This window comes from Streptomyces sp. NPDC040405 (assembly GCF_055595765.1).
The window spans coordinates 1,462,780-1,476,857 of record NZ_JBVIVI010000002.1; the positions used below are offsets into that span (position 1 = coordinate 1,462,780).

Annotated in this window: 11 protein-coding genes; 8 read left to right on the forward strand and 3 right to left on the reverse strand. The window is 73.0% G+C overall.

Annotated features, from left to right (window positions below; translation table 11 throughout):
- The first annotated feature begins 2 nt into the window (after positions 1-2).
- Positions 3-938 carry a DUF4190 domain-containing protein gene (locus ACZ59A_RS13860; protein WP_470957627.1) on the forward strand — a complete coding sequence of 312 codons (936 nt, stop codon included), beginning with the start codon at positions 3-5 and terminating at the stop codon, positions 936-938.
- On the opposite strand, the gene ACZ59A_RS13865 is transcribed toward ACZ59A_RS13860, so the two are convergent.
- Complete coding sequence (locus ACZ59A_RS13865) at positions 884-1,345, reverse strand: NADAR family protein (RefSeq protein ID WP_470957629.1); 462 nt, start codon at positions 1,343-1,345, stop codon at positions 884-886. The genes ACZ59A_RS13860 and ACZ59A_RS13865 overlap by 55 nt on opposite strands.
- Before the next feature lie 264 nt (positions 1,346-1,609).
- On the opposite strand from ACZ59A_RS13865, the gene ACZ59A_RS13870 reads away from it, so the two are divergent.
- The 5 genes from ACZ59A_RS13870 to ACZ59A_RS13890 are packed head-to-tail and all read left to right on the forward strand — an operon-like array spanning position 1,610 to position 7,295.
- Complete coding sequence (locus tag ACZ59A_RS13870; RefSeq protein ID WP_470957632.1) at positions 1,610-2,857, forward strand: polyamine ABC transporter substrate-binding protein; 1,248 nt, start codon at positions 1,610-1,612, stop codon at positions 2,855-2,857.
- Positions 2,858-2,884: 27 nt separating this feature from the next.
- The gene (locus ACZ59A_RS13875; RefSeq protein WP_470957635.1) at positions 2,885-4,075 is read left to right on the forward strand and encodes an ABC transporter ATP-binding protein; all 1,191 of its coding nucleotides are present in this window, start codon (positions 2,885-2,887) and stop codon (positions 4,073-4,075) included.
- A complete protein-coding gene (locus tag ACZ59A_RS13880) occupies positions 4,072-4,989 on the forward strand; it encodes an ABC transporter permease (RefSeq protein ID WP_470957638.1) in 918 nt (305 codons plus the stop codon). Before ACZ59A_RS13875 ends, ACZ59A_RS13880 begins: the two co-directional genes overlap by 4 nt.
- Positions 4,989-5,783 (forward strand): ABC transporter permease, encoded by a 795-nt coding sequence (locus ACZ59A_RS13885; protein ID WP_470957641.1) that lies wholly within the window; start codon positions 4,989-4,991, stop codon positions 5,781-5,783. Before ACZ59A_RS13880 ends, ACZ59A_RS13885 begins: the two co-directional genes overlap by 1 nt.
- Positions 5,784-5,789: 6 nt before the next feature.
- Positions 5,790-7,295: an NAD(P)/FAD-dependent oxidoreductase gene (locus ACZ59A_RS13890; RefSeq protein ID WP_470957643.1), complete on the forward strand. Its 1,506-nt coding sequence runs from the start codon at positions 5,790-5,792 to the stop codon at positions 7,293-7,295.
- Between the two features lie 10 nt (positions 7,296-7,305).
- Here the strand turns inward: ACZ59A_RS13890 and ACZ59A_RS13895 are convergent, their stop codons facing one another.
- Together ACZ59A_RS13895 and gabT are read right to left on the reverse strand one after the other, a co-directional pair.
- Positions 7,306-8,169: a phosphatase PAP2 family protein gene (locus ACZ59A_RS13895; RefSeq protein ID WP_470957647.1), complete on the reverse strand. Its 864-nt coding sequence runs from the start codon at positions 8,167-8,169 to the stop codon at positions 7,306-7,308.
- 114 nt (positions 8,170-8,283) lie between these two features.
- A complete protein-coding gene (gabT, locus tag ACZ59A_RS13900) occupies positions 8,284-9,633 on the reverse strand; it encodes a 4-aminobutyrate--2-oxoglutarate transaminase (RefSeq protein ID WP_470957649.1) in 1,350 nt (449 codons plus the stop codon).
- A 269-nt stretch (positions 9,634-9,902) separates the two neighbouring features.
- Here gabT and ACZ59A_RS13905 point away from each other — a divergent pair, with 269 nt between their 5' ends.
- Positions 9,903-12,071 (forward strand): type IV secretory system conjugative DNA transfer family protein, encoded by a 2,169-nt coding sequence (locus ACZ59A_RS13905; RefSeq protein WP_470957652.1) that lies wholly within the window; start codon positions 9,903-9,905, stop codon positions 12,069-12,071.
- 120 nt (positions 12,072-12,191) lie between these two features.
- Positions 12,192-13,946: a PucR family transcriptional regulator gene (locus ACZ59A_RS13910; protein ID WP_470957655.1), complete on the forward strand. Its 1,755-nt coding sequence runs from the start codon at positions 12,192-12,194 to the stop codon at positions 13,944-13,946.
- Positions 13,947-14,078: the final 132 nt, after the last annotated feature.

Genomic DNA, 14,078 nt, shown 5'->3' on the forward strand with positions numbered 1-14,078 from the left:
ACATGGCTGACCAGCCCGACCAGCACGAACAGCCGCGGCAGCCGGAGCCGCGCGACCACGACCCCTGGGCCCCGCCGGCCCCGCGCACATCCCTGGACAAGCCGCCGTCCCGGCCCTCGGTGGCCGAGCAGCAGACGCTGACCTCCCTGCCCACCGGGCTGTCAGTCCCGTCCCCGCCGCCCGCCCCGGGCCCGCCGCCCGCCGCCCCCGGGCCCCCGCCGCCCGCACCGGGTCCGCCACCTGCCGTACCCGGGCCGCCGCCGGGCGGCGCGACGCTGCCGGACGGAGCGGCCCTGCCGGGCGCGGTGCCCCCGCCGCCGCCCGCCCCGACGGGGCCCGGCACCCCGAGCGCGTACCAGGGCTCGCCGTACGGCACCGGCGGCTACGGTCACCCGGGCTACGGTCAGGCTCCCTACGGCGCCGGTCAGGCTCCGTACGGCGGGCCGGGCTACGGCTACCCCGGCGCGGCGTACCCCGGAGCGGCGACGTACCCCGCCTACCCGGGCACCGCCCATCCCGGCCCCGCCTACCCCGGGACCGCCTACCCGGGTGCCGCCTACCCGGGCGCGGGCTACGCCCAGGGCTGGCAGGCCGGCGGTGCGTATCTGCCGAACAACGGCACCGGCACGGCCGCCCTGGTGCTCGGCATCATCGGTCTGGCCTTCTTCGCCAGCGTCGTGCTGGGCATCATCCTCGGAGTGCTCGCGATCATCTTCGGGGTGCTAGGCCGTGCCAAGGCGGGCCGGGGCGAGGCGAACAACGGCGGGGTGGCCCTCGCCGGGCTCATCCTCGGGGTGGCCTCCGTGGTGGCGGGCGTGGTGATGATCTTCGTCTATACCGCGGCCGCGGACGGCGACAGCTCGGACGACTCCGACGACTCCGGCTATGCGGATACCTCGGTCGTGCGGGTGGTCCCGTCGGCCGATATGAGCCGCTGACGCGCCTCCATCAGCGCGAAGCCCAGCAGATTGAGCCCGCGCCAGCGGCCCGGGTCCGCCACCCGCTCGTCGTCCGCGCCGCGCACCGAACGGCCCGCGTCCTTGGCCTGCTGGGGATGCGAGGCGGTCAGCGCCCGCCGCTCGGCGTCCGCATCGCCGAACAGCCGCGCCTTCCCGGCCATCATCCAGTGCTCGGCGGTCGGGTAGCCGACGCCGTCCACCTCGAACGGCGCGGGCCACCACTGGTTGAAGCACCCGGCGCCCACGCCGCCGTCCCGCCGCGGCCGATGGCCCCAGAAATACACGTACGTGAAGGTCTCGCCGCGCGCCGCCCGGTCCATCAGCTCCTCGACCGAGGGCGGGCCGCCGTCCGCCGCGACCGGTGCCGCCACCCCGTTCGTCTCCATGTCCGGGATTCTCGCACCGGCCACCGACAGCGCCCGGGACGGCGGGGGCGGTGAACCTCGGGTGTCGTCACCGAATCCGTCGAGAAACCAAAAAGCAACAACGGAATCACTTGTTGAAGTAGGGGCTCTCTGTCAGGATCGGCCTCCGATTCCGGTTGGAGCTACGCCGCTCTCCCCGCGGGAGTGCGGTCCGGCGGAGGAGATCAGGCGATGGATCAGCGATGCGGTCCGACGGAGCGGCGGTTCGCCGAGGGGGCACAGCGTATGGAGTCACGGCACGAGCCCGAGAGCCTGTCCGCCCCGCAGCTCGCCGCGGTGCGGCGCAGCATGACCGGCGGCCGCATGGCGCTCACCCGCCGCGCCCTGCTGCGAGTGGGCGGCGCCGGGGCGCTCGCCACCGGCGGGCTCGGGGCGCTCGGCGGCTGCGGGATCCCGCCCGCCGGGCGCACCGGCGCCGACCGCACCGCCGACGACCACTCCGCCGAGGAGAAGCGCGTCGACTTCTCCAACTGGACCGAGTACATGGACGAGGCCAAGGGCGGCCACCGGCCGACCCTGGAGGAGTTCCGGCGCCGCACCGGCATCACGGTGAAGTACACCGAGGACATCAACGACAACGTGGAGTTCTTCGGCAAGATCAAGCCGCAGCTCGCCGCGGGCCAGGACACCGGACGCGACCTCATCTGCGTCACCGACTGGCTGGCCGCCCGGATGATCCGGCTCGGCTGGGTGCAGACCCTGGACGCGGCCAACCTGCCCCACGCCTATACACACTTGGCCGCGGAGTTCCGCGATCCGGACTGGGACCCGGGCCGCGCCCACTCCTACCCGTGGACCGGCATCCCGGCCGTCATCGCGTACAACAAGAAGGCCACCGGCGGCCGCAGCGTCACCTCCGTCTCCCAGCTGCTGGAGGATCCCCGGCTCAAGGGCCGGGTCGGCCTGCTCACCGAGATGCGCGACACCGTCGGGCTGACCCTTCTCGACATGGGCAAACGGCCCGAGAACGTCACCGCCGACGACTTCGACGCGGCGGTCGCCCGCCTCCAGAAGGCGACCGACCGCGGCCAGATCCGCCGCTTCACCGGCAACGACTACACCGGCGACCTCACCCGTGGCGACCTCGCCGCCTGCATGGCCTGGGCCGGAGACCTCATCCAGCTCCAGGCCGACAACCCGGAGCTGGAGCTCGTCGTCCCCGAGGCCGGTTACATGACCGCCACCGACAACCTCCTGATCCCGGCCAACGCGCGCCACAAGAAGAACGCCGAACGGCTCATCGACTACTACTACGAGCCCAAGGTCGCCGCGAAGATCGCCGCCTATATCAACTACGTCTGCCCGGTCGACGGCGTACGCGCCGAACTCGCGAAGATCGACAAGGAGCTGGCGGACAATCCGCTGATCCTCCCGGACGAGGAGATGGCCGCCAAGTCCCACGCCTTCCGCTCCCTGTCGAGCACGGAAGAGACGGCGTTCGAGGACGCGTTCGCCAAGCTCACCGGCGCCTGACGGCCTGACACGCGAGGAAGCCCACCCATGACCCAGCCCACCACCAGCGGCGGCGACGTCCGGCTCGACGGGATCAGCAAGGCCTACGGGTCCTTCACCGCCGTCCACCCGCTCGATCTGCACATACCCGTCGGCTCCTTCTTCGCCCTGCTCGGCGCCTCCGGCTGCGGCAAGACCACCACCCTGCGCATGATCGCCGGGCTGGAGGAGCCCACCACCGGCACCGTCCGGCTGGCCGGGGACGACATCACCGCCCTCCCGCCGCACCGGCGGCCCGTCAACACCGTCTTCCAGAGCTACGCCCTCTTCCCGCACCTCGACATCTACGAGAACGTCGCCTTCGGGCTCCGCAGACGCGGCATCAAGTCCGTCAAGAAGCAGGTCGGGGAGATGCTGGACCTCGTCCAGCTCGGCGACTTCGCCCGCCGCAGGCCGCAGCAGCTCTCCGGCGGCCAGCAGCAGCGCGTCGCCCTCGCCCGCGCACTGATCAACCACCCCCGGGTGCTGCTCCTCGACGAGCCCCTGGGCGCCCTCGACCTCAAGCTGCGCCGCCAGATGCAGCTGGAACTCAAGCGCATCCAGACCGAGGTCGGCATCACCTTCGTCCATGTCACCCACGACCAGGAGGAGGCCATGACCATGGCCGACACGGTCGCGGTCATGAACGGCGGCCGCGTCGAGCAGCTGGGCGCCCCGGCCGAGCTGTACGAGAGCCCGGGCACCACCTTCGTCGCCAACTTCCTCGGCACCTCCAACCTCATCGAGGCCGAGATCACCGACAAGAGCGGCGGCGATCTCCTGCTCACGGCCGCCGGGGGCAGGCTCACCCTGCCCGCCGGGCGATGCCGCGCCGCCGTCCGCACCGGCGCCCCGGTGCTGGTCGGGGTGCGCCCGGAGAAGATCTCCCTCACCCCCGCCGAGGACCCCGACGCCGTCCCCGCGACCCGCAACCGGATGACCGGCCGCATCGTGGACTCCAGCTTCATCGGCGTCTCCACGCAGTACGTCGTGGCCACCCCGGACGGCGCCGAGCTGGCCGTCTACGAGCAGAACATCGAGCGCGACCCCCGGCTCGTCCCCGGGGCCGAGGTCGTCCTGCACTGGAACCCGGCGCACACCTTCGGCCTCGACCCGGCCCAGGGCATCGCCGCGGGCACGGATGCGGGCACCGACGGTTCCGGTACTGACGGCCCCGGCACCGGCGGGGAGGCGGCGTGACGGCCACGGAGACGCGCGCCCCGGCCCCCGAAGCGCCCCGTAAACCCGCCGTACGCAAGCGGCTCGTTCCCTACTGGCTGCTGCTCCCCGGCATCCTGTGGCTGCTGGTCTTCTTCGCCGCCCCGCTCGTCTACCAGGCGTCGACCTCCGTCCAGACCGGCTCCCTCGAAGAGGGCTTCAAGGTCACCTGGCACGTCCAGACCTACTGGGACGCACTCACCGAGTACGCCCCGCAGTTCCTGCGCTCGGTGCTGTACGCGGCCACCGCCACCGGGCTGTGTCTGCTGCTCGGCTATCCGCTCGCGTACGTCATCGCCTTCCGGGCGGGCCGCTGGCGCAATCTGCTCATGATCCTGGTCATCGCGCCGTTCTTCACCAGCTTCCTGATCCGCACCCTCGCCTGGAAGACGATCCTGGCCGACGGCGGCCCGGTGGTGGGGGCGCTGAACTCCCTGCACGTCCTGGACGTGACCAGCGGGCTGGGGATCACCGAGGGGCAGCGGGTGCTGGCCACCCCGCTCGCCGTGGTCTGCGGGCTGACGTACAACTTCCTGCCCTTCATGATCCTTCCGCTCTACACCTCACTGGAGCGCATAGACGGCCAGCTGCACGAGGCCGCCCGCGACCTCTACGCCCGCCCCGTCACGGTCTTCCGCAAGGTCACCTTCCCGCTGTCCATGCCGGGCGTCGTCGCGGGCACCCTGCTCACCTTCATCCCGGCCGCGGGCGACTACATCAACGCCGAGCTGCTGGGCTCCACCGACCAGAAAATGATCGGCAACGTCATCCAGTCGCAGTTCCTGCGGGTACTCGACTATCCGACGGCCGCCGCGCTGTCCTTCCTCCTCATGGCGGCGATCCTCGCGATGGTCACCGTCTACATCCGCAAGTCCGGGACGGAGGATCTCGTCTGATGGCCCTCATCCGCTGGATACGGCGCAACCTGGTGGTCCTCGCGGGCCTCGCCACCCTCGCGTATCTGATCCTGCCGAACGTCGTCGTCCTGGTCTTCTCGTTCAACAAGCCGAACGGCCGCTTCAACTACGCGTGGCAGCGGTTCTCCACCGACGCCTGGACCGATCCGTGCGGCGTCTCCGACCTGTGCGGCTCGCTCGGCCTGAGCCTGCGGCTCGCCGTGTGGGCCACGCTCGGCGCGACCGTCCTCGGCACGATGATCGCCTTCGCGCTGGCCCGCTACCGCTTCCGGGCCCGCCCCGCGGTCAACAGCCTGATCTTCCTCCCGATGGCGATGCCCGAGGTCGTCATGGCCGCCTCCCTCGCCACGCTCTTCCTCAACATGGGCGTCGGCTTCGGCCTCTGGACGATCCTCATCGCCCACATCATGTTCTGCCTGAGCTTCGTCGTCACCGCCGTCAAGGCACGCGTCATGAGCATGGACCCCCGGCTGGAACAGGCCGCCCAGGACCTCTACGCCTCCCCGGCGCAGACGTTCCTGCGCGTCACCCTGCCGATCGCCGCCCCCGGTATCGCCGCCGGTGCGCTGCTGTCCTTCGCGCTCTCCTTCGACGACTTCATCATCACCAACTTCAACGCCGGATCCACCGTGACCTTCCCCATGTTCGTGTGGGGATCCGCGCAGCGCGGCACCCCCGTCCAGATCAATGTGATCGGGACGGCGATGTTCGCCCTCGCGGTGCTGTGCGTCCTCGCCGGTCAGCTGGCCGGCGCCCGCCGCAAGAGGAGCTGACACCCCATGGCCGCAGACGCCATGCCCCGCCCTCCCGGAGACAGCGACGCTCCCGGACCGCCCGTCCTGGAAGCCCTCGCCGACGTCGCCTACACCCCGTACTGGCTGGACGGCCCCGGACGGCCCCGCCCGAACCCCGCCCTGGTCGGCGACGAGCGCTGCGACCTGCTCGTCGTCGGCGGCGGCTACAGCGGGCTGTGGACCGCCCTGGTCGCCAAGGAGCGCGACCCCGGCCGCGACGTGGTCCTGGTCGAGGGCCAGGAGACCGGCTGGGCCGCCTCCGGCCGCAACGGCGGCTTCTGCGCCGCCTCCCTCACCCACGGCCTCGGCAACGGCGCCGCCCGCTGGCCCGGTGAACTGACCGAACTGGAACGGCTCGGCCACCGCAACCTGGACGAGATCGAAGCCGCCGTCGCCCGCTACGCCATCGACTGCGACTTCGAGCGCACCGGGGAGATCGACGTCGCCACCCGGCCCCACCAGATCGCCGAGCTGCGCGAAACCGCCGCCCAGGCCGCCGCACTCGGCGTCACGGAGCCCGAGTTCCTGGACCGTGACGCGGTGCGCGCCGAGGTCGATTCGCCCACCTTCCTCGCCGGGCTCTGGGACCGCCGGGGCGTGGCCATGCTGCACCCCGCCAAGCTCGCCTGGGGCCTCAAACGGGCCTGCGCCGAGCTGGGCGTACGGATCTACGAACACACCCCCGCCGAGCAGCTGAGCCGCGCCGGAACGGGATCGGGATCGGGGTCGGGACCGGGGTCGGGGTCGGGATCCGGAACGGGAACCTCCGGGATGCTGGTGCGCACCCCCTACGGCCGGGTACGGGCACGTCAGGTCGCGCTGGCCACCAACGCCTTCCCGGCCCTGGTCCGCCGCGTCCGCCCGTACATCGTCCCCGTCTACGACCACGCCCTGATGACCGAGCCGCTGACCGACGCGCAGCTCGCCGCGATCGGCTGGCAGCGGCGGCAGGGCCTCAGCGACACCGCCAACCACTTCCACTACTTCCGCCTCACCGCCGACCACCGCATCCTGTGGGGCGGCTACGACATCGTCTACCGCTACGGCGGCGGGGTGCGCGCCGAATACGACCATCACCCGGCCACCTACCGCACCCTCGCCCAGCACTTCTTCCGCTGCTTCCCGCAGCTGGAGGGCGTGCGGTTCAGCCATGCCTGGGGCGGCGCGATCGACACCTGCTCGCGCTTCTCCGCGTTCTTCGGCAGCGCACACGGCGGACGCGTCGCCTACGCCCTCGGGTACACCGGCCTCGGCGTCGGCGCGAGCCGCTTCGGCGCGGAGGTGATGCTCGACCTGCTGTCCGGCGAGCACACCGAGCGGACCCGGCTGGAGATGGTGCGCAGCAAGCCGCTGCCGTTCCCGCCGGAACCGGTCCGCTGGGCGGGGATCGGCCTCACCCAGTGGTCGATGAGCCGGGCCGACGCCAACGGGGGACGGCGCAATCTGTGGCTGAAGGCGATGGACCGGGTCGGGCTGGGCTTCGACAGCTGAGGCCCGGGCGTCAGGGCGTGCGCCCGCCGCCTCGTTCGCGTATCCGGAACACCGCCCACAGCAGACAGCCGCACAGACACCAGCTCCCGGCCACATCCAGCGGCCAGTGGTACGCCCTGCGGACCAGTCCCGCCCCCACCGCGAGGTTGAGCAGGACGACGGCGGCGATCAGCCACCCCCGCGGTCGCCCGCGAAGGCGGGGGAGCAGCAGCACGGCCGCCGCGCCATAGGCGACGGCGGCCGTCGCGGCGTGGCCCGACGGGAAGAACCCGGTCGCGCCGGCCAGCGGGCCGGGCGGACCCGGGCGGTCCATCAGCGCCTTGAGCGGCACGATCAGGGCCGGGACCGCCGCCATCGCCAGCGCGGCCGCCAGCGGCCCCGGCCACCGGCGCGCGGCCGGGGTACGCGCCGGGGCGTGCGCCGGGTCACGCCACGCCGCGCAGACGAGCGCGAGACCGAGGACCGGGAGCGCCACCGCCGTATTGCCGAGGTCGGCGAAGAACTCCGCGACGGGGGAGGGGAGCGGCGATCCGGCGACCGCGCGGCCGAGCCGCTCGTCGAACGTACGCAGCGGACCATGGGCGGCGACCTGCCAGGCGCACAGCGCGAACGCCGCCAGCAGTGCCAGGGGGAGCGCGAACGCGCGGAGGAAGAAAGACGTCGGCCCCGGAACAGGGGGGGTGGTTCCGGGGCCGACGTGGCGATCGGTGTGCCGCTCGCCCCGGGGGGTTTGGGGCGGGCGGCCGTCCGATCGGTGAGGAGATCCGGAGCCGGAGGCTCCAGTGGTGTGCGCGAGGGCACAGCCGGGTCGGAGCTGGGGAAGCGCCGGCTCGGCATCGCCCGCAGTCCCCTGCGAGCGGGGTGTTTCTCTCATCTGGAATGACCGTACGGCAGCGAGAGGCTGTCGGACAGGCCGATCACCCACCTGTCATGGGCCCCGCACATCTTCTTCACGCTCCCGACGAACCACCCACAGTCACCGGCACCGTCACAGCTCGGCGAAGGCTCCCTCGAGGACGTCCAGCCCCTCGTTCAGCAGGGCCTCGCCGATCACCAGCGGCGGCAGGAAACGCAGCACGTTCCCGTACGTACCGCAGGTCAGAACCAGCAGGCCCGCGGCGTGGCAGGCCTTGGCGACGGCCGCCGTCGCCTCCGGGTTCGGGTCCTTGGTGCCCGGCTTCACCAGCTCGATGGCGATCATCGCCCCGCGGCCCCGGAGGTCGCCGATGATGTCGTACTTCTCCTGCATCGCGGACAGGCGGCCCTTCATGACCTCCTCGATGCGCTTGGCCTTCGCGTTGAGGTCCAGCTCGCGCATCGTCTCGATCGCGCCCAGCGCCGCCGCGCACGCCACCGGGTTGCCGCCGTAGGTGCCGCCGAGGCCGCCGGAGTGCGCCGCGTCCATGATCTCGGCGCGGCCGGTCACGGCGGCCAGCGGAAGGCCGCCAGCGATGCCCTTTGCGGTGGTGATCAGGTCCGGGACGATGTCCTCGTCCTCGCACGCGAACCACTGGCCGGTGCGGCAGAAGCCGGACTGGATCTCGTCCGCGACGAAGACGATGCCGTTGTCCTTCGCGAACTCGGCGATCTTCGGCAGGAAGCCCTTGGCCGGTTCGATGAAGCCGCCCTCGCCGAGGACCGGCTCGATGACGATCGCGGCCACGTTCTCCGCCCCGACCTGCTTGCTGATCATGTCGATGGCCTGGGCCGCGGCCTCCTCGGCGCAGTTCTCCGGGCCCGTCAGCCAGCGGTAGGGGTAGGCGACCGGAACCCGGTAGACCTCGGGCGCGAAGGGGCCGAAGCCGTGCTTGTACGGCATGTTCTTCGCGGTGAGCGCCATGGTGAGGTTGGTCCGGCCGTGGTAGCCGTGATCGAACACGACGACCGCCTGGCGCTTGGTGTGCGCGCGGGCGATCTTCACCGCGTTCTCGACCGCCTCGGCGCCCGAGTTGAACAGCGCCGACTTCTTGGCGTGATCGCCCGGCGTGAGCCGCGCCAGCTCCTCGCAGACCTCCACGTACCCCTCGTACGGGGTCACCATGAAACAGGTGTGGGTGAAGTCCGCCAGCTGCGCCGACGCCCGGCGCACCACGGCCTCGGCGCTGGAGCCGACCGAGGTCACGGCGATGCCGGAACCGAAGTCGATCAGCGAATTGCCGTCCACGTCCTCGATCACCCCGCCGCCCGCACGCACCGTGAAGACCGGCAGCACGCTGCCCACGCCGCCGGCGACCGCCGCGGTCTTACGGGCGAGCAGCTCCTGCGACTTCGGGCCGGGAATCGCGGTGACGACGCGACGCTCCTGGGGGAGGGACGGGCCTCCGGACAGTTCGGTCATGAGGTACTCCACGGAAAGAAAGGGGCGTGACAGGGGCTTTACTCGCAGGCTAGGCGCGCGGCGAGCGAAGCGGCATGTTCCGTTCGGGAGCAGTGCGTGTGGTGCGTTGTCCGCGACGGACATAGCCGCGGCCCGGGCGCCGTTCCGGCACGTCGTGAGGTGCCACCCCGGTGGGGTCGCTGAACTCCCCGGGCGGGAACACTAGATTGAGCGATGGCGCGGTGGCGCGAAACGCAGAGGCACAGCCGTCAGGGGGCAAGGGGTAGCAGATGGACACCGAGGGCACGTTCGACTCCCGCAACACGCAACCCACCCCCCCACCCCGCCCCCCATCCCCGCCCCGGGTGCCTCCGGCGGCCCCGGCCGCCCCGGCGGTGCCGCCGCCGATGCCGCCGGGCGCGCCCACGTCCCCGCCCGCGACGGCCCCGGGCGCGCGGCCGTCTTTCGTCGCCTGGCTGCGTACCGCGCGAGCGGAGGGGGCTGGGCCGGGGGTGTGGACGTATGGGTACAGGCCCAAGCCACCGGAGGATCCGGACCGGATTCCCGGGCGACGTCTGATCAGCGGCGCGCTGATCGCCGGGCTCTGCGGGTGGCTGGTGTGGTCACTGCTCTGGAACGGATACCTCGGCGGCTACTGGCTGTGGCCGCTGGATCTGTTCACCCCCGACTCGTGGGTGCAGAACGGTGACCGTGCTTACGTCATCGCGACGTACATCTACTACGGCATTTTCGTGTGCGCCATCGCCGTCCTCTTCGGCCGTGTCGGGCATTGGGGTGAGGTCTGGCGCCGCTACGTCACGCCCCTCTTCCGGCGGGCCTGGGACGAGACGGACGCGGCGGCCGAGCCGAGTCGGCCCGAGGCCGATCCCGTCGAGTGGCCGCATCTGCGGGCCGCCGGGGCGCACGGGGCGGCTGATCGGCTGGCGGCCGAGGCGCGGGCCGGGGCGATGAACGACGTCGATCACGCGCGGATCGAGCACGCCTGGCAGTCCGTGCGCGCCGGACGCAATTCGCTCGCCGCGTTCACCGACACCGTGCTGCGCCACGGCGCCGCCTCGCACGGCCATCCGTCCGGCGCCCGGGACCTGCCCGCGCGCACGGCCGAGCACGATCTGCTCGCCCGCCAGGTCCGTCTCGGGACCGCCATCGACGATCTGCGCAATCCCTACCAGCACCGCGGCACCGGGCTCGCGCTCGACCCCGAGGTGCTGGGGACCTCGCTGCTCGCCGTCGGGCCGCCCGGGTCGGGGAAGACCGGGCGGCTGGTGCGGCCCGTCGTGGAGTCGCTGTGTCTGCAGGCGCTCGCCGGGCGGGTCGCGGTGGTGGCCGTGGGGGCGGCCGGGGCGGGTCTGGGGCCCGACGAGGCGTTCGACGTCGTCGTGAAGATCGGCCGCCCCGACTCCGTGTACGACCTCGACCTCTACGGCGGCACCACGGACCCCGACGAAGCCGCGGGCATCCTCGCCGAGGCGCTGATCGGCGACATGGCCGCCTCGCTGCCCGGCGGCGACAGCCGACGGGCAGCCACGGCGCTGGCCCAGCTCCTCGGCCCCTACCGCGCCGCTCACGGCCGCTTCCCGTCCGTGCCGGAGCTGCGCGAGCTGCTGGACGGCGCGAAGACGGCGGTCGGCGCGCTGCGCGAGGCGCTCGACGCGGCGGGGGAGCGGGCGCAGGCGCGGGAGCTGGAGGCGCGGGTGCGGCAGTCCGGCGCGGCCGGGGACGTGGGCGCCCTGCTGGCGGACCGGATCGCGCTGCTGGACCGGCCCGCGTTCGCCGACTTCTTCGACACCACCGGCGGCCGTCGGCCGTTCTCCCTCCGCGCTCTCGAACACCCGTTGCGGGTCCGGATCGATCTGCCGGAGCGCGGGCACGCCGAGGCGTCCCGCATGCTGGCCCGTCTCGTGCTCGCGCAGTTCACCGAGTGCGCCGTGGGCCGCGCCGACCGGTCGCTCTTCGCCTGCCTGGTCCTGGACGACGCGTCGCACACCATCACCCCCGAGGCGTTGCGCGGTGTCCAGCGCCTCCGCGCCGCCCACGCGGGCGCGGTGCTCACCCTCCGCACCCTCGACGACGTCCCCGAGGCGCTGCGCAGCGCGCTGCTGGGGGCGGTCGGCTGCCGGATGGCCTGCGCCGGGGTGACGACATGGGACGGGGCCCGGTTCGCGGAGGTGTGGGGGACGGAGTGGGTCGAGACCCGGGACGTCACCGACCGGCAGATCATCTCGGACGAGCCGTTCACCAAGGTCCTGCACTTCATCCGCAAGGTGGTGACGGGGAAGGCCGTCACCACCCAGTCCGTGACGGTGCGGAAGGTGGAGCGCGAGCGCTGGTCCGCCTCGGAGCTGGCGCATTCGGTCCCCGCCGGGCACGCGGTGCTGTCCGTGACGTCGGTGCGGGGTGAGGGTGGGCCGCCGGTGCTGGTGGACCTGCGCGGCTGAGCGACCAGGCGGCGGTACGGCGCGGATACCACGGATTCGTCCATTGAGGCAGAATCGGCAGTAGCCGTTCATACGGGACGGTGAAGTCGCATTCGTCGTCGCATCCGCATCGAAGGTGCCATGCCTCCCACGCTCGCCTCACTCGTCCACCACACCGCGCTCAAGCTGTCCGTCCTCGCGGGAGAGGACCGGCTGGAGAGGCCGGTGCGCTGGGCCCATGTCAGCGAGCTGGCCGACCCGGTGCCGTACATGGAGGGCGGTGAGCTGCTGCTCACCACCGCGATGAAGCTGGCCGCCGAGGACCCGGACGAGATGGCCCGCTACGTCCGGCGGCTGGCCGCCGCGGGGGTGGTGGGGCTGGGCTTCGCGATGGGTGTCGCCTACGACGAGGTGCCGGCGGCGCTCGTGGCCGCGGCGAAGGAGGAGGGGCTGCCGCTGCTCGTGGTGCCGCGCCGTACGCCCTTCATCGCCATCAGCAAGGCCGTCTCGGCGGCGATAGCCGCCGACCAGTACCGCGCGGTGACCGCCGGGTTCGAGGCGCAGCGTGAGCTGACGCGCGCCGCGCTCGGCGCCGAGGGGCCCGCCGCGCTGCTCGCCCGGCTCGCCGCACACGTCGATGGCTGGGCGGCGCTCTACGACGCCTCCGGCTGCGTGGTCGCCGCCCCCGACTGGGCGGCCCGCCGCGCCGCCCGCCACACCGCCGATGCCGAGCGGCTGCGCGCACGGCCCGCCCCGGCGAGCGTGGTGGTCGGCGGGGGCGGCGCGGAGGCGGGCGACGAGGCGACGGACCGGGTGGAGCTGCAGTCGCTGGGTACGGGGCGCCGTACCCGGGGCGTCCTCGCGGTCGGTACCGCGGCGCCGCTGGGGACCGCCGAGCGGTACGCCGTCCACTCCGCCGTGGCGCTGCTGACCCTGACGACCGAGCGTTCCCGGGCCCTGCGGGAGGCCGAGCAGCGGCTGGGCACCGCCGTCCTGCGGATGCTGCTGGCGGGGGAGCCGGACCATGCCCGGGCGGTGGCCGGGCGGCTGTACGGGGGGCTGCTGGACGCCCCGTTCCGGATGCTGGTCGCGGAGGCGGTACCGAGCGGCGGTGCCCAGACATCGCAGGCATCGCACGGGTCGCACGCGGCATACGCCGCCGACGAGACGGCGGCCGAGACGTCCGCGGACGCCGACACCGGCGGCGGAGCCACGCCGGGCGACCCCGACCGCGCCGACCCCCTCGGCGCGCTCGTGGACGCCATGGAGGCGGCCGCGGCCCGTACCGGCGAGGCGGTGCTCGTCGTGCCCGACGGCGAGCGGCTGATCGTGCTGGCCCCGGACGGCGGGGCCGCGGTCGCCGTCTGTACGGAGCACGCCGAGGGGATCGAGACGCGCCGCGGTACGGCGACCCGCCCCCGCGACCGCGGCGCCGCCGCGTCCCAGGGCGGCGACCTGGTCGTCGGCCTGTCCGCCCCGGCGGGCCCGATCGCGGCCGCGGCCGCCTACCGGCAGGCGGAGCAGGCCCTGTCGGTGGCCCGGCGGCGCGGCCGGGTGCTCGTCGAGCACGAGCACGTCGCGGCGGGTTCGCTGCTGCCGCTGCTCGCCGACGACGCCGTACGGGCCTTCGCCGACGGCATGCTGCGCGCCCTGCACGACCACGACGCGACGGGCCGCGGCGACCTGGTCGCCTCGCTGCGCGCCTGGCTGTCCCGGCACGGCCAGTGGGACGCGGCCGCCGCCGACCTGGGCGTCCACCGGCACACCCTGCGCTACCGGATGCGCCGCGTGGAGGAGATCCTCGGCCGCTCCCTCGACGACCCGGACGTCCGGATGGAACTCTGGCTGGCCCTGAAGGCCACGGCCCCGGCGACGCCCACGCTGAAGTCACCCTGAAGAACACAGGGCACGCCAAAAACAGGGGACACACCATTGCGGTGCGATGCGGGCGCCGACTGCGCCGCCCCGGACAAAAGCGCCGCGTGCCCCGCGCGCCTACGGTGGGAGGCGAGAGACATCCGCACCATC

What these genes read in the sequence shown, in the direction of transcription:
- ACZ59A_RS13860 (WP_470957627.1), top strand. Translation starts at nt 3, where the DNA reads ATGGCTGACCAGCCCGACCAGCACGAACAGCCGCGGCAGCCGGAGCCG.
- ACZ59A_RS13865 (WP_470957629.1), bottom strand. Translation starts at nt 1,345, where the DNA reads ATGGAGACGAACGGGGTGGCGGCACCGGTCGCGGCGGACGGCGGCCCG.
- ACZ59A_RS13870 (WP_470957632.1), top strand. Translation starts at nt 1,610, where the DNA reads ATGGAGTCACGGCACGAGCCCGAGAGCCTGTCCGCCCCGCAGCTCGCC.
- ACZ59A_RS13875 (WP_470957635.1), top strand. Translation starts at nt 2,885, where the DNA reads ATGACCCAGCCCACCACCAGCGGCGGCGACGTCCGGCTCGACGGGATC.
- ACZ59A_RS13885 (WP_470957641.1), top strand. Translation starts at nt 4,989, where the DNA reads ATGGCCCTCATCCGCTGGATACGGCGCAACCTGGTGGTCCTCGCGGGC.
- ACZ59A_RS13890 (WP_470957643.1), top strand. Translation starts at nt 5,790, where the DNA reads ATGGCCGCAGACGCCATGCCCCGCCCTCCCGGAGACAGCGACGCTCCC.
- ACZ59A_RS13895 (WP_470957647.1), bottom strand. Translation starts at nt 8,169, where the DNA reads ATGAGAGAAACACCCCGCTCGCAGGGGACTGCGGGCGATGCCGAGCCG.
- gabT (WP_470957649.1), bottom strand. Translation starts at nt 9,633, where the DNA reads ATGACCGAACTGTCCGGAGGCCCGTCCCTCCCCCAGGAGCGTCGCGTC.
- ACZ59A_RS13905 (WP_470957652.1), top strand. Translation starts at nt 9,903, where the DNA reads ATGGACACCGAGGGCACGTTCGACTCCCGCAACACGCAACCCACCCCC.
- ACZ59A_RS13910 (WP_470957655.1), top strand. Translation starts at nt 12,192, where the DNA reads ATGCCTCCCACGCTCGCCTCACTCGTCCACCACACCGCGCTCAAGCTG.